24 protein-coding genes are annotated in these 25,376 nt (G+C 62.2%); 18 read left to right on the forward strand and 6 right to left on the reverse strand.

Features of this window, described 5'->3' with window-relative positions:
• Genes GGR36_RS02050 through GGR36_RS02060 form a run of 3 tightly spaced genes read right to left on the reverse strand, consistent with a single transcriptional unit; the run spans position 1 to position 3,325 of the window.
• The gene (locus GGR36_RS02050; protein WP_183631364.1) at positions 1–1,545 is read right to left on the reverse strand and encodes a DHA2 family efflux MFS transporter permease subunit; all 1,545 of its coding nucleotides are present in this window, start codon (positions 1,543–1,545) and stop codon (positions 1–3) included.
• Positions 1,542–2,798, reverse strand: a complete 1,257-nt coding sequence (locus GGR36_RS02055; RefSeq protein ID WP_183631366.1) for an HlyD/EmrA/EmrK family protein — start codon at positions 2,796–2,798, stop codon at positions 1,542–1,544. Before GGR36_RS02055 ends, GGR36_RS02050 begins: the two co-directional genes overlap by 4 nt.
• Positions 2,795–3,325, reverse strand: coding sequence for a MarR family winged helix-turn-helix transcriptional regulator (locus GGR36_RS02060; protein ID WP_183631368.1), 531 nt, complete (start codon positions 3,323–3,325; stop codon positions 2,795–2,797). The genes GGR36_RS02055 and GGR36_RS02060 overlap by 4 nt, the downstream gene beginning before the upstream one ends.
• A gap of 130 nt (positions 3,326–3,455) precedes the next feature.
• Between GGR36_RS02060 and GGR36_RS02065 the strand changes: the two genes are divergently transcribed.
• From GGR36_RS02065 to GGR36_RS02105, 9 genes are all read left to right on the forward strand, one after another.
• Positions 3,456–5,918, forward strand: a complete 2,463-nt coding sequence (locus tag GGR36_RS02065; protein ID WP_183631370.1) for a heavy metal translocating P-type ATPase — start codon at positions 3,456–3,458, stop codon at positions 5,916–5,918.
• A 24-nt stretch (positions 5,919–5,942) separates the two neighbouring features.
• Complete coding sequence (gene ccoS / locus GGR36_RS02070) at positions 5,943–6,155, forward strand: cbb3-type cytochrome oxidase assembly protein CcoS (protein ID WP_183634864.1); 213 nt, start codon at positions 5,943–5,945, stop codon at positions 6,153–6,155.
• Positions 6,156–6,490: 335 nt separating this feature from the next.
• Positions 6,491–7,912, forward strand: coding sequence for a cytochrome-c oxidase, cbb3-type subunit I (gene ccoN / locus GGR36_RS02075; RefSeq protein WP_183631372.1), 1,422 nt, complete (start codon positions 6,491–6,493; stop codon positions 7,910–7,912).
• A 17-nt stretch (positions 7,913–7,929) separates the two neighbouring features.
• On the forward strand, positions 7,930–8,541 hold the full coding sequence (gene ccoO, locus GGR36_RS02080) for a cytochrome-c oxidase, cbb3-type subunit II (protein WP_183631374.1): 612 nt from the start codon (positions 7,930–7,932) through the stop codon (positions 8,539–8,541).
• Between the two features lie 18 nt (positions 8,542–8,559).
• Positions 8,560–8,733, forward strand: coding sequence for a cbb3-type cytochrome oxidase subunit 3 (locus GGR36_RS02085; protein WP_183631376.1), 174 nt, complete (start codon positions 8,560–8,562; stop codon positions 8,731–8,733).
• A gap of 6 nt (positions 8,734–8,739) precedes the next feature.
• Entirely contained in the window at positions 8,740–9,648 is a 909-nt protein-coding gene (gene ccoP, locus GGR36_RS02090) for a cytochrome-c oxidase, cbb3-type subunit III (protein WP_183631378.1), read from the forward strand.
• 117 nt (positions 9,649–9,765) lie between these two features.
• Positions 9,766–11,235: a cytochrome c oxidase accessory protein CcoG gene (gene ccoG, locus GGR36_RS02095; protein ID WP_183631380.1), complete on the forward strand. Its 1,470-nt coding sequence runs from the start codon at positions 9,766–9,768 to the stop codon at positions 11,233–11,235.
• The gene (locus tag GGR36_RS02100; protein ID WP_221229476.1) at positions 11,232–11,750 is read left to right on the forward strand and encodes a FixH family protein; all 519 of its coding nucleotides are present in this window, start codon (positions 11,232–11,234) and stop codon (positions 11,748–11,750) included. The genes ccoG and GGR36_RS02100 overlap by 4 nt, the downstream gene beginning before the upstream one ends.
• A 158-nt stretch (positions 11,751–11,908) precedes the next feature.
• Positions 11,909–12,175, forward strand: a complete 267-nt coding sequence (locus GGR36_RS02105) for a hypothetical protein (protein WP_183631384.1) — start codon at positions 11,909–11,911, stop codon at positions 12,173–12,175.
• Positions 12,176–12,219: 44 nt separating this feature from the next.
• On the opposite strand, the gene GGR36_RS02110 is transcribed toward GGR36_RS02105, so the two are convergent.
• Positions 12,220–12,663, reverse strand: a complete 444-nt coding sequence (locus GGR36_RS02110) for a universal stress protein (protein WP_183634865.1) — start codon at positions 12,661–12,663, stop codon at positions 12,220–12,222.
• 149 nt (positions 12,664–12,812) lie between these two features.
• Here GGR36_RS02110 and GGR36_RS02115 point away from each other — a divergent pair, with 149 nt between their 5' ends.
• Positions 12,813–14,558: a PHA/PHB synthase family protein gene (locus GGR36_RS02115; protein WP_183631386.1), complete on the forward strand. Its 1,746-nt coding sequence runs from the start codon at positions 12,813–12,815 to the stop codon at positions 14,556–14,558.
• The gene (locus GGR36_RS02120; protein WP_242533111.1) at positions 14,548–14,955 is read left to right on the forward strand and encodes a SirB2 family protein; all 408 of its coding nucleotides are present in this window, start codon (positions 14,548–14,550) and stop codon (positions 14,953–14,955) included. Before GGR36_RS02115 ends, GGR36_RS02120 begins: the two co-directional genes overlap by 11 nt.
• On the opposite strand, the gene fnr is transcribed toward GGR36_RS02120, so the two are convergent.
• The gene (gene fnr / locus GGR36_RS02125) at positions 14,956–15,696 is read right to left on the reverse strand and encodes a fumarate/nitrate reduction transcriptional regulator Fnr (protein WP_183631388.1); all 741 of its coding nucleotides are present in this window, start codon (positions 15,694–15,696) and stop codon (positions 14,956–14,958) included. It lies immediately after the preceding gene.
• Positions 15,697–15,789: 93 nt separating this feature from the next.
• On the opposite strand from fnr, the gene hemN reads away from it, so the two are divergent.
• The 4 genes from hemN (at position 15,790) to GGR36_RS02145 (ending at position 18,620) form a co-directional block, all read left to right on the forward strand.
• The gene (gene hemN / locus GGR36_RS02130; protein ID WP_183631393.1) at positions 15,790–17,184 is read left to right on the forward strand and encodes an oxygen-independent coproporphyrinogen III oxidase; all 1,395 of its coding nucleotides are present in this window, start codon (positions 15,790–15,792) and stop codon (positions 17,182–17,184) included.
• Between the two features lie 70 nt (positions 17,185–17,254).
• Positions 17,255–17,968 carry a sulfite exporter TauE/SafE family protein gene (locus GGR36_RS02135; RefSeq protein WP_183631396.1) on the forward strand — a complete coding sequence of 238 codons (714 nt, stop codon included), beginning with the start codon at positions 17,255–17,257 and terminating at the stop codon, positions 17,966–17,968.
• A gap of 15 nt (positions 17,969–17,983) precedes the next feature.
• Positions 17,984–18,409, forward strand: coding sequence for a universal stress protein (locus GGR36_RS02140; protein WP_183631397.1), 426 nt, complete (start codon positions 17,984–17,986; stop codon positions 18,407–18,409).
• Positions 18,410–18,413: 4 nt separating this feature from the next.
• A complete protein-coding gene (locus GGR36_RS02145) occupies positions 18,414–18,620 on the forward strand; it encodes a heavy-metal-associated domain-containing protein (RefSeq protein ID WP_183631399.1) in 207 nt (68 codons plus the stop codon).
• A gap of 67 nt (positions 18,621–18,687) precedes the next feature.
• On the opposite strand, the gene GGR36_RS02150 is transcribed toward GGR36_RS02145, so the two are convergent.
• Positions 18,688–20,745, reverse strand: a complete 2,058-nt coding sequence (locus GGR36_RS02150; RefSeq protein ID WP_183631401.1) for a sodium-translocating pyrophosphatase — start codon at positions 20,743–20,745, stop codon at positions 18,688–18,690.
• Between the two features lie 270 nt (positions 20,746–21,015).
• Here GGR36_RS02150 and ppa point away from each other — a divergent pair, with 270 nt between their 5' ends.
• The 3 genes from ppa to flhA all read left to right on the forward strand — a co-directional run bounded on the left by ppa (position 21,016) and on the right by flhA (position 25,141).
• Entirely contained in the window at positions 21,016–21,543 is a 528-nt protein-coding gene (gene ppa, locus GGR36_RS02155) for an inorganic diphosphatase (RefSeq protein WP_183631403.1), read from the forward strand.
• 265 nt (positions 21,544–21,808) lie between these two features.
• Positions 21,809–22,960 (forward strand): flagellar biosynthesis protein FlhB, encoded by a 1,152-nt coding sequence (gene flhB, locus GGR36_RS02160; protein ID WP_183631405.1) that lies wholly within the window; start codon positions 21,809–21,811, stop codon positions 22,958–22,960.
• Between the two features lie 81 nt (positions 22,961–23,041).
• On the forward strand, positions 23,042–25,141 hold the full coding sequence (flhA, locus tag GGR36_RS02165) for a flagellar biosynthesis protein FlhA (protein ID WP_183631407.1): 2,100 nt from the start codon (positions 23,042–23,044) through the stop codon (positions 25,139–25,141).
• Positions 25,142–25,376: the final 235 nt, after the last annotated feature.

The raw sequence follows: 25,376 nt of genomic DNA on the forward strand, positions 1-25,376 counted from the left end.
TCAGTGCCCCGAGGCGCCACGCGCGCCAAAGGGCGGCTTGGCCATCCAGGCGACGATGATCAGGGTTCCCATGATGGCGCCGGCGAGCAGCATCAGATCGTTGGTGGCCATCAGGTGGGCCTGTCCGGTCACGACGCGATCCACCTGTGCCAACGCGGCACCGCGATCACCGATGAGCGATTGCCACTGCGCCAAATAGGTGTCGGCCGGCGCATTGCCCGGGTTGAAGTTCTCCGAGAGCTGCGCGTGGTGCAGGGTGGTGCGGTGGTCCCACAGCGACACCATGACCGCCGTGCCGAAACTCGACCCGATGTTGCGCATGAAACTCTGCAGGCCCGAGGCGGCCGCCATGTCCTTGGGTGCGATGCCCGACAGGCTGATCGTGAACAATGGCAGGAAGAAGCAGCTGATGCCGAGGCCAATGAAGAGGCGCGCGATTCCCAGGGTCCAGAAGTCGACGTCGGGCGTGAAGCGCGCGCTCCAGATCGAACTCGCGGCGAACACCAGCATGCCGAAGGTGACGACGCGCCGCGCGTCGGTGCGGTGGATGTTGGCGCCGAGGATCGGCCCGAGCATCACGCCGAACACGCCCGAGAACGCAATCACCTTGCCGGCCCACAGCGGCGTGTAGCCGACCTCGCTCTGCAACCACAGCGGTTGCACTACCACCACGCCGAAGTAGGCCACCATGCCGATCGTGATGCAGACGACGCCAATGGAGTAATTCCGGTGACGGAACATCCGCAGGTCGACCAGCGGATGCTGCTCGCCTAGTTCCCACACGATCAGGAAGCTCAGCGCCACCAGCGAGACGACGCCGAGCGCGATGATTTCGGGCGATTCGAACCAGTCCAGCTCATTGCCGCGATCGAGCAAAACCTGCAGCGCGCCGACACCGATCACCAGCAAGGCCAGCCCGACGCGGTCCAACGGCAACTTCATGCGCGGTGTTTCGCGCTTGTGCATCAGATGCCACGACAGGCCCGCGACGAAGAGGCCAAAGGGCAGGTTGATCAGGAACACCCAGTGCCAGGACAGATGCTCGGTGATCCATCCACCCGCCAGCGGGCCAACGATGGGTGCCAGGATGGTGGTCATCGCCCACAGGCCCATCGCCATGCCGCGCCGGTTGGGCGGGTAGATGCTCGCCATCAGGGTCTGCGACAGCGGAATCATCGCCGCGCCGAAAGCACCTTGCGCAACGCGTGCGATCACCAGCATCGGGAAGCTCACCGCCAGGCCGCAGAACAGCGAAGTCAGCGTGAACAGCAGCGTGGCGACGACGAACATCTTCACTTGCCCGTAGCGCAGGGCGAGCCAGCCGGTCATCGGCAGCAGGATCGCCTCTGACACCGCATAGGAGGTAATCACCCAGGTCGCCTGCGTGTAGCTGACGCCCAGATCGCCCGCGATCGTCGGCACCGACACGTTGGCGATGGTCAGGTCGAGGATGTTCATGAACGAGCCGAGGCCCAGCGCGAGCGTGGCCAGAATCAACTGGCCCAGGCTCAGCGGTGCCGACTCGGTGCGACCGTCCAGACTCATTTGCGCGCTTCGCTGGCGCGGTTGGCGGCGATGATGCGCGCGATGCGGGTGTCGGCTTCACGCGCCTGCATCGCAAAGACATCGGTCTCCTGATGCGTGGCGGGGCGATCCGCGTTGGCGAGCACCGCGCCGTCGCGCCCATGCGTGTCGATCGAGGCGCGCATCGAAAGCCCCACGCGCAGCGGATGCGCAGCGAGTTCGTCCGCCTTGAGCGCGATCCGCACCGGAATACGCTGAACGATCTTGATCCAGTTGCCGGATGCGTTCTGTGCCGGCAACACGCTGAACACACCACCCGTGCCGGACGACAGCCCGACCACGCGGCCTTCGTATTCGGTGGCGCTGCCGTAAAGGTCGGATTTGAGCGTCACCGGCTGACCGATGCGTACGTTGGCCAGTTCGGTTTCCTTGAAGTTGGCGTCGACCCAGAGCTGATCCGGCGGCACCAGCGTCATCAGTGGTGTGCCGGCGGCCACCCGTGCGCCGACCTGCACGGTGCGCTTGGCGACATGGCCACTGACCGGGGCGACGATGGTGGTGCGGGCGAGGGCCAGCCACGCTTCGCGCACTTTCGCGGCGGCCGCCGCCACGCGCGGGTGGGCTTCGAGCGAGGTGTTGTCGACCAGTGCCACCGCGGTGGCCTTCTGGTCACGCGCCTGTTCGAGGCCGGATTCAGCCTCTGACACCGCGGATTGGGCGGCGAGTTGCGCCGCCTGCGCGGCCTGCAGGGTGGTGCGTGCCGCCTGCAGGGCTTCGGGCGAGATGAAATGGTCGCGCTGCAACTGCTCGCGGCGGGCGAACTCGTCGCGCGCCTGCCGCAGCGCAATCGCGGCCTGTTCGGCCTGGTGGCGCAGTCGCTCGACATCGGCGCGTCGTTGTTCGACCTGTGCCCGCGACTGGCTCTCGCCGAGGTAGAGGCCGCGCGTACCGCGCACCGCATCGGCCAGCGCGGCTTCAGCCGCGAGCAGCGCGACACGGGCATCGGCGTCATCGAGTTTGACCAGCGGCTGCCCGGCCTTGACGTAATCGGTGTCGTCGACCAGCACCGCGCTGACACTGCCGGCGACTTGCGGGGCAATCTGCACCAGGTTGCCGCCGACATAGGCGTTGTCGGTGGTTTCGCGGAAGCGCCCGACGAAGGCCCAGTGCAGGACTACCGCAAGCGCGGCAATGGCGAATACCAGTGCGACACGCACCATATTGCGCTTGCGGTTGCCGCTGGCTGCGGCTGAAGGGGTCTGATCCATGCTCATGCTTTCACCCCGTCGGTCCGCGTTGCGCTGCTGGGGCATTGCTCCATATGGCGGGTCCAGGCGCGCAGGGCCCGCGCGAGATCGTCGACGTCGCCGCACTCGGCCGGCGGGGTAAGCGTGTCGTACAGCTGCCAAACCTTGGGGAAGATTTCGCGTACGCGCTGCGCGCCGGCTTCGGTCATGTGAATGTCCACCGAGCGACGGTCGACCGGGCTGGGGATGCGCTCGACCCAGCCACCCGCTACCAGTTCGTCGGTCAGGCGCGTCATGTGCGGCCGCGAGAGACACACCGCCTGGCTGACACGCGACGGGTTGTCGGTGGATTCGGGTGCGCTGTAGATCGACATCAGCACCGACCATGCGGTGGCGTTGAGCCCGTATGGTTGCAGCAGATCGTCGAGGTGTTCCTGGATGCCTCGCGCGATGTGGGTGACCAGGCGCAGCAGCATGACTTGGGGATAGGGCAGGTCGGGATGGCGCTCGCGCACCGAGTCGATCCGTGCCTGGTAGTGGTCGAATGGGATCATGGCTGAAAAGTAGTTACATGAGTAACTATTCTGGCATGATCTGGATCAAATGTGAAAGCCACTTGATCGGGCGACAAATCGGCCGATGGCGATCTGCTAGGCTTGCGGCCCCGCCGCCTTGGCCGTCGAAATGGAGCATTCGTTGTCCGAATACCGTCCAGCCAGTGACTTGTCGCACTGCTATCACTGTGGCTTGCCGATTGCGCCCGGGGCGGTGTTTCAGGTGACGATCGCGGGTGTCGCGCGCCCGATGTGCTGCGCCGGTTGCGAGGCGGTTGCACAGGCAATCGTCGAGGGTGGGCTGACCGAGTATTACCGCCACCGCGATGCCATGCCCGAATCGCGCCGCGAGGCGATGCCGCTTGAAATCGAGCAGCTCGGGCTGTTCGACCATGCCGAATTCCAGAAAGGATTCGTCCGTGCCATTGGTGAGGATGAGCGCGAGGCCGACCTGATCCTCGAAGGCATCACCTGTGCGGCTTGCGTGTGGCTAAACGAGCAGCATCTGGCGCGTCAGCCGGGTGTGACTGCGGTGCAGGTCAACTATGCAACGCGGCGGGCGCGGGTGCGTTGGCGCCCGGCCGAGACGAAACTCTCCGAAGTGCTGGCCGCGATTGCGAGCATTGGCTATCGCGCGCACCCCTACGACGCCGGCAAGAGCGAACAGCTGGCCCAGCGCGAACGCCGCAACGCCTTGTGGCGCCTGCTGGTCGCCGGCTTCGGGATGATGCAGGTGATGATGTACGCCTACCCGGTGTACATCGCCCGCGAAGGCGACATGACGCCGGACATCCTGGCCCTCATGCGTTGGGCCAGTCTCGTGCTGACGCTGCCGGTCGTGCTCTATTCCGCCGCGCCATTCTTCCAGCGCGCCTGGCGGGATCTGCGCTTGCGCAGGCTCGGAATGGATGTCCCTGTCGCGATCGGGGTTGGCGCCGCCTTTCTTGCGAGCCTGTGGGCCACGCTGGTGGGTGGCGGCGAGGTGTACTACGACTCGGTAACGATGTTCGTGTTCCTGCTGCTGTGCGGGCGTTTCCTCGAAATGGTGGCGCGCCAGCGCGCAGTGCGCGGCGCAGAGGAACTGGCGCGGGTGGTGCCTGCGTTCGCCGAACGATTCATCGCGTGGCCCGAAGCCAGGACCGAGGAGGTGCCGGTGATGTCGCTGGCCGCCGGCGACGCTCTGCGCGTGCGGCCGGGCGAGGCGATTCCGGTGGATGGCGTTGTGGTCGAAGGGCAGAGCGAGGTCAACGAATCCTGGCTCACCGGCGAGAGCCGGGCGATCGCGAAACAAGCGGGCGATCGGGTGGCCTGCGGCGGCGTCAATGGCGCCAGTCCGCTGGTGGTCCGCGCCGAGCACGTCGGCGAGGAGACGCGGATTGCATCGATCCGCAGACTGATGGAGCGGGCTTCGGCGGAGCGACCAAAGATCGTCGAGCAGGCCGATCGATTTGCAGCGCGTTTCGTTTTCGTACTCATCATCCTGGCTGTCGGATCTGGGATTGCCTGGTGGTTCATTGACCCCTCCCGCGCAATCTGGATCTTCGCGTCCGTGCTGGTGGTCAGTTGCCCTTGCGCCTTGTCGCTGGCAACACCGGTGGCGCTCACGGTCGCGACCGATGCGCTGGCCCGGATCGGCTTGCTCGTCACCCGGGGTCATGCCATCGAAACCTTGGCGCGTGCAGATCTGTTTGCCTTCGACAAGACCGGCACCCTGACGACCGGTCGGCTGACCCTGGTGGAAACGATCGCGGCGCCTGACGTCACTGATGCTCTGAGGCTCGCAGGCGCGCTGGAGCAGGCATCCGAACATCTTATCGGGCGTGCCATCGCGCAGGCTGCCGGATCCGCCCGCTTGCCACCAGTGGAGGGACTGAGGTCGGTGGCGGGGCGGGGCGTCGAAGGGCACATCAATGGCCGGTGCCTGCGCGTCGGTAACAGGGGTTTCGTGGCTGAACTCGCTGGCCCAGCGCCGGACTGGATGCAAGAAGATGCCGTGCGCACAAACGTCTACCTTGGGGGTGAGGGCGGCTGGCTGGCGCAGTTCATGTTTGACGATGACGTCCGTGAAGACGCGCGGGACGTCGTCAGCCGCATCGAACGGGATAGGGCGCGTGTTGTCATCTTGAGCGGTGACATGCCTGCCGCGGTGGAGGCGGTCGCCCGGCGTTTGGGAGTCTCGGATGCCAGGGGCGGCTTGCTGCCCGAGGGCAAGCACGCGGCAGTGAAATCGTGGCAAGCCGAAGGCCGGACCGTTGCAATGGTGGGCGACGGCATCAACGATGCCCCGGTGCTGGCGCAGGCGCATGTTTCGGTTGCGATCGGAAGCGGAACGGAATTAGCGCGTACGCAAGCCGATCTGGTTCTGCTGGGGGAAGCTCTGCTGCCCCTGTGGAAGGGGCGACTGCTGGCGGGGCGCACGCTACGGGTGATCCGCCAGAATCTGGCATGGTCGTTCGCGTACAACATACTGGCGATCCCCGCTGCCATGCTGGGGTGGGTCACGCCCTGGATGGCCGGCATCGGCATGTCCGCCAGCTCCTTGCTGGTGGTACTTAATGCATTGCGGTTGCGACGCGCAACGAATCCGCGCTGACGCGATCGATCGGAAGAGGTGGCAGTGGAAATCCTGTATTTGCTGATCCCCTTGTCGGTGGTGCTGGTCTTCCTGATCGGACTCGTGCTGTGGTGGTCCGTCCGCTCGGGCCAGTTCGACGACCTTGAAGGGCCTGGGTACCGGGTTCTGATGGACGACGATTCGCCACCGGAACAGGTGAGAACGTCGGTCGTCACGCCTGGCGACGATGCCGCGTTGCATCAAACACAACAGTAGGGAGTTGCCCCCGTTGACTTCGGTCAAGCGTGCAGCCGAGGGCTGTGGAGATAATCGCTTCAACTGAGTGAGTGGGGCGAGAAAGCCCGATTGGCTTGACGTTCCCGCTCGGTAATGTCTCTCTGTTGGGGTTGGGGGTGCGCTGTTGCGCACCCTTTTTTTGTCGACCCCACATTCCCGCGCTGTTAAAATTTGCAGTGCAACACTGCCGCCTGTTGATGGTGGTCAAGAAACTCGCGGGAACTCCCAATAACATCAAACGCACGATGCACCCGGTTGTTGCTTCAAGGGGGGTGGTGCGTCGTTCTCAAATTCCGCTGCTGAGGAAATCCAAGATGCAATCGCAAGCGACTTACAACTACGGAGTCGTGCGGCAGTTTGCCGTCATGACCGTGGTCTGGGGGATCGTGGGCATGCTCGTTGGCGTCGTAATTGCCGCCCAACTTGTATGGCCGGAACTCAACTTTGCCGAGTGGTTCCACTTCGGCCGACTGCGTCCGCTGCACACGAACGCTGTCATCTTTGCGTTCGGTGGTTGTGCGCTGTTCGCGACGTCGTACTACGTGGTCCAACGGACCTGCCACACCACGCTGTTTGCACCGGCGCTGGCTTCCTTCACGTTCTGGGGATGGCAATTGGTGATCCTGCTTGCAGCGATCACGTTGCCGCTAGGCATCACTTCCGGCAAGGAATACGCCGAGCTTGAATGGCCGATCGACATCCTGATCACGCTGGTGTGGGTTTCGTACGCAGTGGTGTTTTTGGGCACGGTTGCCAAGCGCAAGACTTCACATATCTACGTCGCGAACTGGTTTTTCGGTGCCTTCATCCTGACGGTCGCGCTGCTGCATGTGGTCAATTCAGCCGAAGTGCCGGTGACCCTGTTCAAGTCTTACTCTGCTTACGCTGGCGTGCAGGATGCGATGGTGCAGTGGTGGTACGGCCACAACGCGGTCGGTTTCTTCCTGACTGCAGGCTTCCTCGGGATGATGTACTACTTCGTGCCGAAGCAGGCAGGCCGTCCGGTGTATTCCTACCGCCTCTCGGTGGTGCACTTCTGGGCGCTGATTTTCACCTACATGTGGGCGGGTCCGCACCATCTGCACTACACCGCGTTGCCGGACTGGACGCAGTCGCTTGGCATGGTGTTCTCGCTGATTCTGCTTGCCCCGAGCTGGGGTGGAATGATCAACGGCATCATGACCCTTTCGGGGGCCTGGCATAAGCTGCGCGATGACCCGATCCTGAAGTTCCTTGTAACTTCGCTGGCCTTCTACGGCATGTCGACCTTTGAGGGGCCGATGATGTCGATCAAGACGGTCAATGCGCTGTCCCACTACACCGACTGGACGATCGGCCATGTGCATTCCGGTGCGCTGGGTTGGGTCGCGATGGTGTCGATCGGATCGATCTACTACCTGCTGCCGAAACTGTGGGGCCGCAAGGAGATGTATTCGACTCCGCTGGTGACCCTGCACTTCTGGGTGTCCACGATTGGCGTGGTGCTCTACATCGCCTCGATGTGGGTCGCCGGCGTCATGCAAGGTCTGATGTGGCGTGCAACCAACGCAGACGGCACGCTGACCTATGCGTTCGTTGAAGCCGTCAAGGCCAGCTATCCGTTCTGGCAGATTCGTCTGCTTGGCGGCGTGCTCTTCCTCGCCGGCATGGTCATCATGTTCTACAACATGGTGCGCACGATCGCCGGTCAGAAGGCCTTTAACGCGCCGGTCGTTGCACCGGCTGCCGCCCACTGAGCCAGGAGACCTGAATCATGGCAATGAACCACGAACTAGTCGAAAAGAACCTCGGCTGGCTCATCATTCTGACCATCCTCACCGTGAGTGTTGGAGGCTTGGTCGAAATCGTCCCGCTGTTTTTCCAGAAGTCGACGACCACACCGGTCGAAGGAGTCAAGCCGTACGATCCAGTGAGGCTGGTTGGGCGCGACATCTACATCCGCGAAGGCTGCTACAACTGCCACTCGCAGATGGTTCGTCCGTTCCGGGCCGAGACTGAACGTTATGGTCACTACTCGGTGGCGGGTGAGTTTGTGTATGACCATCCGTTCCAGTGGGGCTCCAAACGTACCGGTCCGGATCTGGCCCGTGTTGGCGGCCGCTACTCGGATGACTGGCACAAGGTGCATCTGCGCAATCCGCGCGACGTAGTGCCGGAATCCAACATGCCGGCTTTCTTCTGGCTCGACCGTCCGGCCAAGTCGGACGACATCGAGAAGAAGATGTCCGCGCTGCGCACCGTTGGTGTTCCGTACACCGACGCGGATATTGCCGGTGCTCGCAAACAACTCGAAGGTGTGACCGAACTGGACGCACTTGTCGCGTATTTGCAGGGCATGGGTACCGCGCTGAAGAGTGTGAAGTAACGGGCAGGGCGGCCAGACATGAATCCAAGCCTCATTCATTCGCTGACGACGGTCATCAGTTTTGTCCTGTTCATCGGGATCTGCTGGTGGGCCTATAGCAGCCATACGAAGTCGCGCTTCGATGAAGCCGCCCGCATTCCGTTTGATGACGAGGAGGCAGACATTGCCGCCTCGGACGCCAACAAAGGATGACGCATCATGAGTGATTTCATTTCCCCGTTCTGGGGCTACTACGTCACTGTGCTCGTCGTGCTGAGCTTGCTGTTCTGCGTTTTTGTGCTGTCGCAGAACATGACCAAGAAGCAGCCCGGCCCGGTAGAACTGCATGGCCATGTGTGGGATGAAGACCTGCAGGAGTGGAACAACCCCTTGCCTCGCTGGTGGATGTATCTGTTCTGGATCACCATCTTTTTCGCAGTCGGCTACATCTCGTTGTTTCCTGGATTCGGTTCGTTCGGCGGCAAGTTCGGCTGGACGGCGCACGGTCAGTACGACGCCGAGAAGGCAAAGGCCGACAAGGCTTTTGACGACAAGTTCGCTCGCTTTGCCCCGATGGACGTGAAGGCAATTGCCGCCGATCCAGAGGCGCGCGAGATGGGAAAACGTCTGTTCCTGACCTATTGCCAGCAGTGTCACGGCTCTGATGCCAAGGGCGCGAAGGGTTTTCCGAACCTGACCGACGCCGATTGGCTGTGGGGCGGTGAGCCCGAGAAGATCGTCGAAACGATCACCGGCGGACGTCAGGCCGCGATGCCGACCTGGGCTGCGCTCGGTGGCGATGCGATCAAAGATGTAGCCAACTACGTTCGGTCGCTTTCTGGCCTCGCGCACGATTCGATTCGCGCACAGCGTGGCAAGGACGTCTTCGCGCAGAACTGCGTCGCATGCCACGGGCCGGAAGGCAAGGGCAATCAGGCCATGGGCGCCCCGAACCTGACCGATAAAGTCTGGCTGTACGGATCTTCCGAGGCAACGATCATCGAGACCGTAACAAACGGGCGTAACGGGCGGATGCCGGTTTTTGGCGAACTGCTTGGCGAAAAGAAGATCAAACTGCTCGCTGCCTACGTGTACGGGCTCAGCCACACCGAGGCGGCGGCCAAGTAACGAGACCGACTTGTCTCAAAGACGGGGCGACTCTGCCCGTCAGGACAACCAAGTCACCCGAGCCAAGGCTCGGGTGACTTTTTTGCTGCGTGCCCAACGAAAACTAGCGAACTTCGCATGAGCGATCAGAACCAGAATCAGGGCTCGCCTGGTCATCACCACGGCAAGCCCAAAGTCCGGGCAAAGACAATCCCGATTCGTCCTGTGTCGGCGGCCCTCGACGAAGATCTCTACGAGATCCGCAAGAAGGTCTACCCACGCGCTGTGCATGGGGTTTTTGCGACCTGGCGTTGGGCGCTTGTCTGGATCACCCAACTCGTTTTTTACGGATTCTGCTGGTTGCAATGGAATGGGCGTCAGGCCGTTCTGTTCGATCTGACACATCGAAAGTTCTACATCTTTGGCCTGGTTTTCTCGCCGCAGGACGTCTTCTATCTTGCTGTCTTGCTGATCATTTGCGCCTATTCGCTGTTTCTATTTACCGCGGTGGCTGGTCGGCTATGGTGCGGCTTTGCCTGTCCTCAGACGGTCTACACCCAGATCTTCGTCTGGATTGAACAGAAGCTCGAAGGTGGCCGCAACCAGCAGATCAAGCTCGACGAGGCGCCTTGGGGAGCGCGCAAGCTGGCGATCAAGCTTGCCAAGTACCTCGCCTGGGGGGGTGTGGCGCTCTGGACCGGTATCACGTTCGTCGGGTACTTCACGCCAATCAAGGAACTGCTGCCGAATTTCGCCTCGCTTCAACTCGGCGGCTGGGAAATGTTCTGGATCGCGTTCTACGGTGGCTTCACTTACCTGATGGCCGGCGTAATGCGGGAGCAGGTCTGCAAGTACATGTGCCCGTATGCCCGCTTCCAGGGGGTCATGTTTGATCCGGATACGCTCGTGATCACCTATGACCAAGAGCGGGGCGACCCCCGCGGAGCGCGCCGCAAGGGCTCGGATTACCGTGAAAACGGTTTGGGCGATTGCGTTGATTGCGGCATCTGCGTCCAGGTGTGCCCGACCGGGATCGATATCCGTGACGGCCTGCAGTACGAATGCATCGGTTGCGCGGCTTGTATCGATGCCTGCGATCAGGTGATGGACAAGATGGAGTACCCGCGTGGGCTGATCCGGTATTCGACCGAAAATGCAGTACAAAAGCATTGGGGGCGCAAGGACATCGTTGCGCATGTGATGAGGCCCAGAACCCTCATCTACGGCGCGGTTCTGTGCTGCATCAGCATCGCATTTGTCGCCGGGATATCGATGCGCCAGTCAATCCGGCTCGATGTCATTCGGGACCGTTCGGTAATGGCGCGGGAGGTGGAGGACGACCTCATCGAAAACGCCTACACGCTTCAGGTGATGAATGTCTCCGAGTCGCCTCGTCGCGCATCACTCTCAGTGACCGGGCTTGAGGGCGCGCGAATGGTTGGTGAAACAACTGTGGCTCTTGAACCAGCCAGCACCAAAGTGCTGACAGTTCAAGTTCGAACGCGATCCGATGTCGGGTCCAAAGGTGCGCACAAGATTTACTTCGAACTTCGCAGCAGCGACAACGACATCGTGCTGCGCGAGAAGTCCACTTTCCTGCTGCCATGAATCCAATGAAGACTGCCCATCCGAACACCTCACAACGCCCTTGGTACAGGGAACCTTGGCCTTGGATTCTGTTCGGCTTGCCGGGGATCGTCGTGATCGCGAGCCTTGTGACGCTCTTCATTGCGATCCGGAGTTCAGACTCTCTGGTCGTCGAGGATTACTACAAGGAAGGACTTGCCATCAATCGCACACTGTCGCGCCAGGATGCGGCGCGCGCGGCGGGCCTGAGCGGCACTCTTACGATCAGCGGCGGCGGTGCAGCATTCGCGCTCAGAGCGAATGCAGGTTTCTCAATGCCGGCACGCCTCAGGCTGCATCTTGCTCACCCAACAGACGCGCGACTGGATCAACTCATAATGCTTGAACGCGCGGATGACCTTTATCGTGGCGTGATGCAGCCGGTCGGCGCAGGGCGTTGGCGGTTCCTGATCGAAGACGAGTCGCGCAAATGGCGGATATCCGGGAGCGGAGTGCTGCCGACGACCGCCACCATGGCGCTAGCGCCGGGCGCTTGACAAGCGTCGGGCAAAGGCGGAAAAACTCCCATCCTCGCGAGTCTCGCGCGAGGATGGCGTTTGTCGATGACCGTGTAGCTGCGGCGGCAGACAGTTCAGTGTTTCGTTAGCCCTGTTTGCCCTGCCAATCCGGTCTGGGTTCGACAAGGAGGCGCGTGATGCAGAAACTGGTGTTGGTGCTCTGGCCCTCATTCTGGGTCGCGGTGGTTGCGGAAGCAGTCTTTTTTACCGTGATCAATCCGGCCGAGTTCTATTTGTTCGGATCAACGGTGGATTTTTCCCCGGTCGCGACTTACTCAATCGGATTCTTCTGCTTCTGGATGCTGTGCGCCGCGTCCAGCATCGCGACGCTGTTCTATCAACGCACGCCGCAGGAGATCAACCACCTCCCGCCGCGCCCGCACCACACCGCGCGACTGCATTGAAAGCCAGCGCACGGCTCAATCGATGCCGTGCGCACTTGTAGTCGTCAACGGAAAACCAGTACCGGGATGCTCGAGTGGGTCAGGACTTTCTGCGTTTCGCTCCCGAGCAGGAATCCCGCCACCCCTTTTCGCCCGTGCGATGCCATGAAGATGAGGTCACAGCCGTGCCGTTTGGCTGCGTCGATGATCGATTCGTACGGCAGGTCGCTGACGGACGTATCGGTGTCCGACTGCACGCCAAGGCGGGCGGCTTCCGTCTGCGCGGCCGTCAGGATCCTTTCCGCTTCCTTCTTCGTGGCATCAACGAACTGATCCGGTGATACCGGTACCAGCAAGGCCCCCTCGCCATAGAGCGGTATCGGGTATTCCTGCTGCGCGAAGAAGAATGTGATGCGCGCACCAATTTCGTTTGCGAAGACAACCGCACGGGAAACGGTGGTGGTCGAGAGCTCCGACCCGTCCGTTGGAACAAGAATGTGCTTGAACATGATCTGACCTCCGGCTGAGAGCGGCAACTTCATCTTAGGCGGCAAAGGACGCGCCGCTTTGACCACTGTCAATCGCGGTCGGACGTTTTGGCGCATGAGCTCATTGCGCTGAGTACCATGAATACAGGCATTCAGGGTGGGAGGACGCCATGTGTTCGGACCATGTTCGTGATCGTTCAACGGAATCCGCGAACGGAGCAGCCATCTCATTGGGCACGGTGAGAGAGCAGGTTTCGGCGAGCGTTGATCCATTGGGTGTCGTTGCACCTGTCATGCATGCCCAGGCGGCCTGGTGGTTGCATCCGCTTGAACTTGCCGATCGCATGACCCGTTTTTCCACCGAAGCCTGGGCGCTCTCATGCAATACCCTTGCGCGTGCCGCGGGGGCGAAGACCCAGGACGTCGTAAAACCCCAACCGGACGACACCCGATTCACTGATCCTGTCTGGTCCGAGAACCCAAGCTGGAACGCCCTGAAGCAGTGGTATCTGTTGTTCACCCGTCATGCGCAGGATTCACTGTATGCAACCCCGGGGCTATCAGGGACAGAGCGGCGCCGCGCGGCGTTCTGGTGGCGCCAGTGGCTCAATGCGGTGGCGCCCACCAATTTCCTTTGGCTGAACCCGGTCGCGCAGCGTGCCGCAGTTGCGAGCCAGGGCGCGACGCTCAAGGCCGGCTGGCAGAATTTCATGGAGGATCTGCGTGCAGGTGATATCCGCATGGCCGATCCGAGCGATTTCAAGGTTGGGCGCAACCTTGGCCAGACCCCAGGCGCGGTCGTGGCTCGCACAAGGCTTGTCGAAGTCATCCACTACACACCGACGGCGCAGGCGGTCCATCGGATGCCGGTGGTCATCATCACCCCTTGGATCAACAAGTTCTACATTCTGGATTTGACGTCAAGAAAGAGTCTGGTTCGCTATTTGCGGGATGCGGGTTTCGACGTCTACATCACAAGCTGGAAGAATCCGGACGCCAAGATGCGGGATGTGCGCTTCGACGACTACCTGCTTGAGGGCATCGACGCGACGATCCAGACCGCGCGTACGCTTTCCGGGTCCGACAAGGTGCATGCCGTCGGCTATTGCATTGGCGGGACGGGCCTGTCGATGTACATGGCATGGGCCAACCGGCGCTATGCACCTGAGGCGATGCCAGTGGCCCACTGGACTTTGTTCACGACCTTGGTCGACTTCGCCAAGCCGGGCGACGTCGAGGTCTTCATCGATGAGGGAAGCGTCAGGTACTTGACCCGGGCGATGGAGCAGCGTGGCTATCTGGATGGGCGCGACATGGCGACCTCGTTCAGGCTGCTCAGATCGAACCCCTTGATCTGGCAGTACGTGGTTCAGGGCTACCTGATGGGCGAGAAGCCGCCGGCGTTCGACGTCTTGTACTGGAACATGGATACGACCCGAATGCCGTATGCCATGCATGCGTGGTACTTGCGCGAGCTCTACTTGCAGAACAAGCTGATCGAACCCGACGCGCTGTCGGTGGCGGGCGAGTCAATTGATCTGGGGCGGATCAATCAGCCGCTCTATGCAGTAGCCGCTGAAGACGATCACATCGCGCCTTGGCGCCAGGCGTTTCGCGTGATGAATTTCGTCCGCGGCGAAAAACGCTTCGTCTTGTCATCCAGTGGTCACATCCTTGGCATTGTGAATCCGCCGGTGCAACCGCCCAAGCGTGAGTACTGGATCGCGACCGCACATCGCACCGACAGTGCCCATGCGTGGCGCGAACGGGCGGAACATCTTGCTGGAAGCTGGTGGGAGGACTGGACGGCGTGGTTGGGGGAACGCTGCGGCGAGCAAGTCGCACCGCCTCCGCTCGCTACGGCAGCCTATCCGGAGCTCGCGGCTGCGCCTGGCGAATACGTGCTTGAGCGTTGAACTGGCGGCAATCGGGGTGGATTACGTCTGGCTCAAGGGCGTCCACGTTGGCTGCGCGATCATCTCCGGGTGCGGATTCGTCGCCCGAGGCGTAGGCGTGATGCGATCCGCCTCGTGGGTCGAGCGACGCTGGGTCCGGATCGTGCCGCACGTTGTGGATTCGATACTTCTTGCGTCAGCGATTGCGCTTGCTTGTGCGCTCGGCGTGGTGCCGGTTCGAAATGATTGGCTGAGCGCCAAAGTTGTGGCGCTGCTGGCCTATGTGATGCTCGGCAGCGTTGCGCTCAAACGTGGGCGGACAGACAAAGAAAAAGCGGCCGCTTTCGCGGCCGCCTTGGCGGTATTCGGCTACATCGTGTCGGTAGCGCACACGCATAGCCCGATCCCGTGGCGCTGATCAGACGTTTGCGCGACCGATCAGGCGGCGCAGGCCTTCAGCATCCAGGATCTGGATGTGCTTCTGATGGACGCTGATCAGTCCGTCATCCTGGAACTTCGAGAATGCGCGGCTCACTGTTTCGAGTTTCAGTCCAAGGTAAGACCCGATCTCTTCGCGCGTCATCCGCAGGTGGAACTCGGACGCCGAATAGCCCCTCAAGCGCATGCGTTGCGACAGGTTGATCAGGAAGGCGGCCAGCCGCTCTTCCGCTCGCATCGAACCGAGCAGCATCATGATGCCCTGTTCGCGCACGATCTCGCGGCTCATGAACTTGTGGAACTGACGCTGCAAGGGTTCGATCCGGCGTGACAGTTCCTCAAGGCGCTCGAACGGGATCATGCAGACGTCGGAATCCTCCAGCGCCACGGCATTGCAGACGTGGCGGTCGGTCGAGATGCCGTCGAGTCCGAGGATCTCGCCAGCCATCTGGAAGCCGGTGACCTGATCGCGACCATCTTCGGTCAGGATGTCGGTTTTGAAGAAACCGGTCCGAATCGCGTAGATCGCCTCGAAGGGTTCGCCCGCGCGGTAAAGGTGCTGCTGCCGCTTCACTTTCTTTCGCGCAGTGATGAGTCCGTCGATGCGTTCAAGATCGACATCGTCGAGCCCGACCGGCAGACAGAGTTCCTTAAGATTACATTGGGTGCACGCAGTTCGCAGGTTTACGGCCGTCAGCGCAATGGTGGCGGGTTTTTCCAAGTCTGGTGCTCCAAGTGGGCTAGTTGATGGCAATCAAACGGCTCCTACGGAGTTCATGACACCTTCCGGCATCCACAGAGAGAAAACAAAACAATGAATCAAATTGAGCAGATGCCGGTCTTCGACCGCGATCTCATCCGCCGCTTCGACGTTTCAGGTCCGCGCTACACGTCTTACCCGACGGCGGACCGCTTCAATGAGGGCTTCGGACGCACCGACTTCGCAAGACATCTGGGTCTGCGAGCGCAGGGCGGCCTGATGAAACCCCTCTCATTATATTTCCACATTCCGTTCTGCGATACGGTCTGCTTCTATTGCGCGTGCAACAAGATCGTCACGAAGGATCGCAGTCGTGCCGAACGTTACCTCCAGTACCTCGACAAAGAGATGGGTCTGGTCGCGGCGCAACTCGCCGGATCCCGCCTGGTTTCGCAGATGCACTGGGGCGGCGGTACGCCGACCTTCCTGTCGGACAGTGAAATCCGCGAACTGTTCCGCGCCATCCGTAGTCATTTCACGCTGACCGAAGGGGGCGAGTATTCGATCGAGGTCGATCCCCGGCGGGTCTCGGCTGAAACGGTCGCGCTCCTTGGTGCCGAAGGCTTCAACCGGATGAGCGTCGGTGTGCAGGATTTCGATCCGGTCGTGCAGGCAGCGGTCAATCGAATCCAGTCTGTCGATGAGACGGCTTCGGTCATCAACGCCGCGCGCGCCAATGGTTTCCGGTCCGTCAGCATTGATCTAATCTACGGCCTGCCGTTCCAGAGCGTCGAGCGCGTGAGCCGCACGCTGGACACCGTTCTGAGCCTTTCGCCGGACCGCCTCGCGCTGTACAACTACGCTCATCTGCCGACGCGATTCATGCCGCAGCGGCGCATCAACGCGGCGGATCTGCCGAGTGCCGATCAGAAGCTTGAAATACTGGGCATGGCGATCGACAAACTCACGCGCGCCGGCTACGTGTTCATCGGTATGGATCACTTCGCCAAACCTGACGACGAGATGGCCGTGGCGCAGCGGAATGGGCGCTTGTACCGCAATTTCCAGGGTTATTCGACGCATTCGGACTGCGATCTGCTCGGATTCGGCGTTTCTTCGATCGGCAAGGTGGGCTCCGCCTACATCCAGTCGGCGAAGACTCTGGAGGACTACTACGCATCGATCGACCGCGATGAACTGCCTGTGGTGCGCGGATACGAGATGAGTTTCGACGACCAGCTCCGGTATGCGGTCATCCAGAGTCTGATGTGTCACTTCGAGATCGATTTCGGCGCCTTCGAACAGGGTTGGGGCATCAAATTCTCCGACTACTTTGCGCAGGAACTCGAGGCATTGCGCGGTCACGAGCGCGATGGTTTGTGCACCGTCACACCGCATGGCGTGGAAGTCAGCGTCCCGGGGCGCATGCTCGCTCGCGTCCTGGCCATGGTGTTCGACGCGCATCTGCGCAGCGACCGCGAAGTGGTGCGCTACTCGAAGGTGATCTGAACGCGGGGCTGCGGGCGCTACACTGGCCTCCTTTTCCGCTCGGCGGGTGCAATAAACTGCCGCGAACTGCATGCCTGAAGCTGGATACTTTGCCGCCGCACTGATCGGCCTGTTGGGAGGGACGCACTGCGTTGGCATGTGCGGCGGACTGGTTGCCGCGCTCACGGTCAATCTACCAGGGCAGGCCCGCACGTCGGCCTTGTTGCCGATACACCTCGCGTACAACCTTGGTCGGATAAGCAGTTACACCCTGGCCGGGTGCTTCATGGGTGCGGTGGGGTCGACTGGCTTCCTTCTCAACCGAATCTTGCCAGTGCAGATGGCGTTCTACGTTGCGGCAAACGTCATGCTGCTGTTGCTTGGGCTCTACCTGACCGGCTTGACCGCGCCGCTGGCGCCGATTGAGCGCTTGGGCGGCGTTTTATGGTCGCGCTTGCGACCGTATGGTGCGAGATTCATTCCTGCCCGCAGTCCGCTGACGGCCTATCCGCTCGGGTTGATCTGGGGATTCGTGCCGTGCGGGCTTGTCTACAGCATTCTTGCAACGGCATTGGTGTCTGGGTCGGCGCTTCGCGGTGCGACGCTGATGCTTGCCTTTGGCGTGGGCACCTTACCCAATCTGCTGCTTGCAGGCATGTTTGCGGTGAAGTTGCGAGCTGTTCTGCAGCGGCGCTGGCTGCGTTTGGGCGCTGGGCTCACCGTGATAGCGTTTGGCGCATTCGGGCTTGCCAATGCCAGCTCTCTGGGCGGCAAGCTATGGCAGGGCGTGATCTGCCATGTATGAAGGAGGGGATTGACGATGAAAATCCTGCTGGCCACCGATGGCTCGGCCGCATCGCTCGCGGCAATCGACGCGTTGCTGCGCGCCTTGAGCTTTTTCGCCGCGCCGCCTGCGTTGACACTGGTTACGGTTCATAACCCTGTGCCGATGACGTTTGCGACACGACATATCGAGAGCAGTGCGCTGGATCGTTATTACTCCGACGAAGGCCGCATCGCGTTGGCGCCGGCAGCGAGCCGGTTGAGGGCTGCTGGATTGAGTTTTGATGAGCAGGTATTGGTCGGTCAACCCGCTGAAACGATCGTCGCTTATGCGGTCGACCGCGGATGCGACTGGATCTGGTTGGGCGCGCGCGGCCACAGCGTGCTGGAAAAAGTTCTCGTAGGTTCAGTCGCGGCGAGGGTTGTTCAGCTGGCGCACTGCCCGGTTATGGTTGCGAGGTGAAGTGATGGAAACGGTTACGTTCAAAGTCAGTGGCATGAGTTGCCAAGGCTGTGTCGGCTCGGTCGAGCGGGTTCTGAAAGCGCAGGAGGGGGTCGCCACGGCCATCGTGTCGCTTGATGCGGCTCAGGCGACCGTCGAATTCGATCCGGATCGGGTGTCCTTGCCAGTGCTGCAGGCTGCGGTGCGAGGCGCAGGCTTCGAAACCGACTGACAGCACAAAGGCAAAACGCAAACGGCCGCCCTCGGGCGGCCGTATTTCATGGTGAATCAGCTTGCGGTCAGATCATCGGCAGCAGCGGCACGATCAGCAGCGCCACGATGTTGATGATCTTGATCAGCGGGTTCACTGCCGGGCCGGCCGTGTCCTTGTAGGGGTCGCCCACGGTGTCGCCAGTAACGGCGGCCTTGTGGGCTTCGGAGCCCTTGCCACCGAAATGGCCATCTTCGATGTACTTCTTGGCGTTGTCCCACGCACCGCCGCCGGTACACATCGAGATCGCCACGAACAGGCCGGTCACGATGGTGCCCATCAGCAGGCCGCCGAGGGCTGCCGGTCCGAGGATCAGGCCGACCAGGATCGGTACGACGACCGGAAGCAGCGACGGAATGATCATTTCCTTGATCGCAGCGCCGGTCAGCATGTCGACGGCCTTGCCGTATTCCGGCTTGCCGGTGCCTTCCATGATGCCCTTGATCTCGCGGAACTGGCGGCGCACTTCTTCCACCACCGAGCCTGCTGCACGGCCGACCGCTTCCATCGCCATCGCACCGAACAGGTAGGGGATCAGGCCGCCGATGAAGAGGCCGATGATCACCATGTGGTTCGACAGGTCGAAGGTCACATGCATGTGGCGCGATTCGAGCGCGTGGGTGTAGTCGGCGAAGAGCACCAGTGCGGCCAGGCCGGCCGAACCGATCGCGTACCCCTTGGTGACGGCCTTGGTCGTGTTGCCGACCGCGTCGAGCGGGTCGGTGATGTCACGCACGCTATCCGGCAACTCGGCCATCTCTGCAATGCCGCCGGCGTTGTCGGTGATCGGGCCGTAGGCGTCGAGCGCCACAACGATGCCCGCCATGCTCAGCATCGAGGTCGCTGCGACGGCGATGCCAAACAGGCCGGCGAGCTTGAACGCCACGAAGATCGCGATACACACGAACAGTACCGGCCATGCGGTCGACTTCATCGAAACGCCCAGGCCGGCAATGATGTTGGTGCCATGGCCGGTGGTCGAAGCCTGAGCGATGTGCTGAACCGGCTTGTAATCGGTGCCTGTGTAGTACTCGGTGATCCACACCATCGCAGCCGTCAGCACCAGGCCGACGACGCAGGCGCCGAACAGCGAGAGCGCAGTAATGCTGTCGCCGCTGGCCAGTTGCACGGGCTGCGGGAAAAGCGCGTTGGTGACGAAATAGAAGGCGATCAGCGACAGCACGCCCGCAACGGCGAGGCCGCGGTAGAGCGCCGGCATCACGTTCTTCATGCCGGGGCTGGCCTTGACGAAGCTGCAGCCGATGATCGAGGCGATGATCGACACACCGCCGAGCAGCAGCGGGTAGATCACGGCATTGAGCGGTGCGCCGGCGACCATCAGCGCGCCCAGCGCCATCGTTGCGATCAGCGTCACGGCGTAGGTCTCGAACAAGTCCGCAGCCATGCCAGCGCAGTCGCCGACGTTGTCACCGACGTTATCCGCGATCACCGCCGGGTTGCGCGGGTCATCTTCCGGGATGCCGGCTTCAACCTTGCCGACCAGGTCGGCACCGACGTCCGCACCCTTGGTGAAGATGCCGCCGCCCAGACGCGCGAAGATCGAAATCAGCGACGAGCCGAAGGCAAAGCCGAGAAGGGGCTTCAAAGTTGCCGAGTCAGCGACCGTGGCCCCCTTGCTGACGTACCAGAAGAAAAGGCCGACGCCGAGCAGGCCAAGGCCAACCACCAGCATGCCGGTGATCGCGCCGCCGCGGAACGCAACGTTCAGCGCCGGTCCGATGCCTTTGGTGGCCGCTTGCGCGGTGCGCACGTTGGCGCGTACCGACACGTTCATGCCGATGAAGCCACAGGCACCGGACAGCACGGCGCCGATCACGAAGCCAATTGCGGTGGTCAGATCGAGGAAAACGCCGATGAGGACTGCAAGGACCACGCCGACGACGGCGATCGTCCTGTACTGCCTTGCGAGGTAAGCCGCAGCCCCTTGCTGGATGGCGCCCGCAATCTCCTGCATGCGTGCGTTTCCGGGGTCCTGCGAAAGAATCCAGCTGCGAGAAATGAAGCCGTAAAGCACGGCAGCAAGGCCACAGGCCAAGGCGAAATACAGCGCCATGGTCGTCGACATAGGGGCAACTCCTTTGTTTTGGAAGGTTCAACTGCCTGAAGCGACTCTCTTGGCGTCCGTGTCGTTGTTATTTTGCGATCGCGGGCGCCCGGGCATCCTAATGGAGGCTCGTCGCCCATGGCAACGCGGTTCTTGAGGCGTCTGATCCAGCGCAAGTCCGCTACGCGCCTGGGATGCGCATCGAGTACTTGGGTGCAGTGCAGCAAGCCGTAAGCTTCGGGTGATAAAATTCAATCCGCGCGTTCCCAAATCACACAGAGAGAACAGAACATGAGCCTTCACAACGTGACGCCGGGCAGCAAGGCCCCGGGCGAGTTCAACGTCATCATCGAGATCCCGGCCCACGCCGACCCGATCAAGTACGAAGTCGACAAAGAAACCGGCGCCATGTTCGTCGACCGGTTCATGGGTACTTCGATGCACTATCCGTGCAACTATGGCTATATACCCTGCACGATCGCCGGTGATGGTGACCCGGTCGATGTGCTCGTGGTGACGCCGTTTCCGCTCCTGCCCGGCATTGTTGTCCGCTGCCGGGCAATCGGGCTGCTGAAGATGCAGGACGAGGGCGGCGAAGATGCCAAGCTGATCGCAGTGCCGATCAGCAAGACGACCTCGCTGTACGACAAGGTACGCACCCTCGACGATCTGCCGGAACTGCTGCGCAGCCAGATCGTGCACTTCTTCGAGCACTACAAGGATCTTGAGCCGGGCAAGTGGGTCAAGGTGCTGGGCTGGGGCGGGGAAGAAGAGGCGATCGGCGAAATCATGGCCGGCATCGCCAAGGCCAAGGGCTGAAATCTTTTCAAATAGCCCTAAAGTTCATCGCAAGAACGATCGTTAATAGATTCGTGGGGTGGTTCCCACGCATCGACTCTCTCCTTGAAGGCCGTCCGCGAGACGGCCTTTTCTTTGGGCTGACTGCATCCGGTCTGGCGCCTGGCCTTGCCGGACCGCGGCTCGTGCAGGCCCGGCTGCCGGAATAGCGGCAGTTTTCCCCGCCTGATCGCAGGCTCATGCCAGACCCCGCTGCCGATAATCCGCTACACGGAGTCAATGGGTCATGGCAGAAGACAGCGATCTCGAACGAACAGAACCAGCGTCAGGCCGACGGCTGGAACAAGCACGCGAAGAAGGGAACGTTCCCCGATCGCGCGAGCTGGGGAGTCTGCTTGTCCTGATGGCGGGCGTCGCCTCGTTGTGGGTGCTGGGCGGCTGGGTCTACCAGCGCATGTTGCTGGTCACCCGCGCCGGGCTCTCGCTGGAACCCGCCCAGGTCCGGGACCCGGCGGCGATGATCGCGGCGTTGGACTCCCAGTTCACAGACGCGCTGACGACCCTGTTACCGCTCTTTCTGGTGCTGGTTCTTGCCTCGATGGCCGCTCCGGTGGCCGTCGGGGGCTTCAACGTCTCGACCAAGGCCCTTTCATTCCAAGCCTCGCGCCTGAATCCGATCTCTGGTCTGACGCGCCTGTTCTCGCTGCAGGGCTTGTCCGAGCTGGTCAAGGCGCTGCTCAAGGCCGCGCTGCTTGGCTGGATCGGATTTTCGGTCATGAAGTCACGTGGCGAGCAGTCCCTGCACCTGATGCTGATGGCAGTCGAGCCGGGCCTTTCCGAGTTCGCCGAGATGCTGCTGATGGCGACGGTGACGCTGGTTTCCGGCCTGGCGCTGATCGCCCTCTTCGACGTGCCGTTCCAGCTCTGGCAGTACTACAGCAAGCTCAAGATGACCAAGGACGAGCTCAAGCAGGAGTTCAAGCAGCAGGAAGGCGATCCGCAGATCAAGGCCCGCATCCGCCAGCGCCAGCGCGAAATGGCCCGCCGCCGCATGATGCAGGAAGTGCCCAAGGCCGACGTCGTCGTGACCAACCCGACCCACTACGCGGTGGCGATCCGTTACGACGGTGCTTCGATGAAGGCGCCGCGCGTGGTGGCCAAGGGCGCCGATCTTGTCGCGCAGCAGATCCGCGAGATTGCCCGCGCGAACCAGGTGCCGCTGCTGGAGGCGCCACCTTTGGCGCGCGCGCTGTACCGCTACACCGAAATCGGCGACGACGTACCTTCCGCCTTGTACACCGCCGTTGCCGAGGTCATGGCCTGGGTCTTCACGCTGCGCCATGCAACCGCGCACGGTGTGACGCCGCCGCCTGAGCCGACGCATCTGCCGGTGCCACCACGCCTTGACCCGGCGAACGCCGCCGCAGGCCCGAGATGAACCAGCCGGTTTTGCTCGCCTGGCCAGTAATGACTGACGCCGCGCAACGCGCGGCGGCCACTTTGTTGAAGGAGCCGAAGCATGGCTAGCGGAACCAGTACGCTCGATCTGCGAGATATCTTCTCGACCGCCAACATCCGGCAACTCGCGGCGCCTATCCTGATCGTGATGGTGCTGGCGATGATGGTGCTGCCGTTGCCGCCCTTCCTGCTCGATCTCTTGTTCACCTTCAACCTCGCGGTCGCGGTGATGGTGCTGCTGGTCGGCATGTACACCCGCAAGCCGCTCGACTTCTCGGCCTTCCCGACCGTGCTGCTGATGACGACCTTGCTGCGCCTGTCGTTGAACGTGGCATCCACGCGGGTCGTGCTGCTCGAAGGTCACACCGGGCCGGACGCCGCCGGCAAGGTGATCGACGCGTTCGGCCACTTTCTCGTGGGCGGCAACACGGCGGTCGGCATCATCGTGTTCATCATCCTCACCGTGATCAACTTCGTCGTGATCACCAAGGGCGCCGGGCGCATTGCGGAAGTGGGGGCACGCTTCACTTTGGATGCGATGCCCGGCAAGCAGATGGCGATCGACGCCGATCTCAATGCCGGCCTGATCGACGACAAGGAAGCCAAGCGCCGCCGTTCGGAGATTGCCCAGGAAGCCGACTTCTACGGCGCGATGGACGGTGCGTCGAAGTTCGTTCGCGGCGACGCGGTGGCCGGCATCCTGATCATGGTGATCAACGTCTTCGGCGGCCTGATCGTGGGTATCGTCCAGCACGACCTGACGGCCGCCGAGGCGGGCAAGGTCTACACCCTGCTGGCAATTGGCGATGGACTGGTGGCGCAGTTGCCGGCCCTCGTCATTTCGGTGGCAGCCGGTATGGTGGTGTCGCGAGTCGGCGACGAGCAGGACGTGGGGGGGCAGGTCGTCTCGCAGGTCTTCACCAACCCGAAGGTCATGCTGCTCACCGCCGGCATCCTTGGCCTGCTTGGTCTGATCCCGGGCATGCCGAATTTCGTCTTCCTGTTGATGGCCGGTGTCTTTGGCTGGGGGGCATGGAAGCTGAGCCAGAAAGCAATGGCAGACGCCGCGGCGGCAGAATCGTTTGCGGCACCTTCGCCGACCGCTCCGACCGAATCCAATGAAGCGAGCTGGGCCGACGTGACGCCGGTCGATGTGCTCGGCCTGGAAGTCGGTTACCGCCTGATCCCCATGGTCGACAAGGGGCAAGACGGCGAACTGCTGCGGCGGATTCGCGGCTTGCGCAAGAAATTCGCCCAAGATGTCGGCTTCCTCGCCGCGCCGGTGCATATCCGCGACAACCTCGAACTAAGGCCCAATTCCTACCGGATCACGCTCAAGGGCGTCGAGATCGGCACAGGCGATGCCTACCCGGGCATGTTCCTGGCCATCAACCCCGGCCGCGTCAGTGGCCCGCTGCCCGGCAACCAGACGCGCGATCCGGCCTTCGGACTGCCGGCGATCTGGATCGAAGCCGGGCTGCGCGAGCAGGCGCATGCGATGGGCTACACGGTGGTCGACGCAAGCACCGTCGTGGCGACGCACCTGAACCATGTGATCGTCGGCCACTCGGCGGAACTGCTGGGGCGCCATGAAACCCAGGCACTGCTCGACCACATCGCGAAGGATTCGCCCAAGCTGGTCGAAGACCTGGTGCCCAAGCTCATGCCGCTGCATGTGCTGCAGCGCGTGCTGCAGTACCTGCTCGAAGAGGGGGTCAACATCCGCGACATGCGGACCATCATCGAAACGCTGGCCGAGCAGGCCACCCGGACGCAGGATCCGATGGACCTCGCGGCACGCGTGCGCACCGCGCTGGGCCGCGCGATCGTGCAGCAGATGTTCCCGGGTGGCGCGGAACTGCAGGTCATGGCACTCGACCCGACGCTGGAGCGGGTGCTGCTGCAGGCGGTGCAGTCTGGCGGCGGCGAAGGCGTGCTCGAACCCAACCTCGCCGACAACCTGATGCGCGAAGCGGCGGGGGCGTCGCAGCGTCAGGAAGACCTTGGCTTGCCGGCAGTGCTGCTGGTGCCGAACCAGTTGCGCTGGCTGCTCGCGCGCTTCCTGCGGCGCGCGGTGCCGAACCTGCGCGTGCTGGCGAACTCCGAGGTGCCGGAGTCGCGCAATATCCGCGTCACCGCCATCATCGGGGGCAAGAACTGAGCAGCTTTACCTCCACACAGATTGGCGCCTGCGGGCGCCATTTTGTTTTCGGCGGGTGGTGCGGCAGAAATGGCCGGTGTTTACCGGCGTGTTCTGCCGCTTGACGGAGGAGGGGAGGCGGAATAATCCGATCAAAGCAGGAAAGGCCGGATTCGCCAGGGGTGGAACGGCGCTTGCTGACACAGGACATGCAGCCCACGCCCGTCGTCCAGGCTGCGTAGCACCGGAGGCTCAC

Source organism: Niveibacterium umoris (assembly GCF_014197015.1).
GTDB lineage: Bacteria > Pseudomonadota > Gammaproteobacteria > Burkholderiales > Rhodocyclaceae > Niveibacterium > Niveibacterium umoris.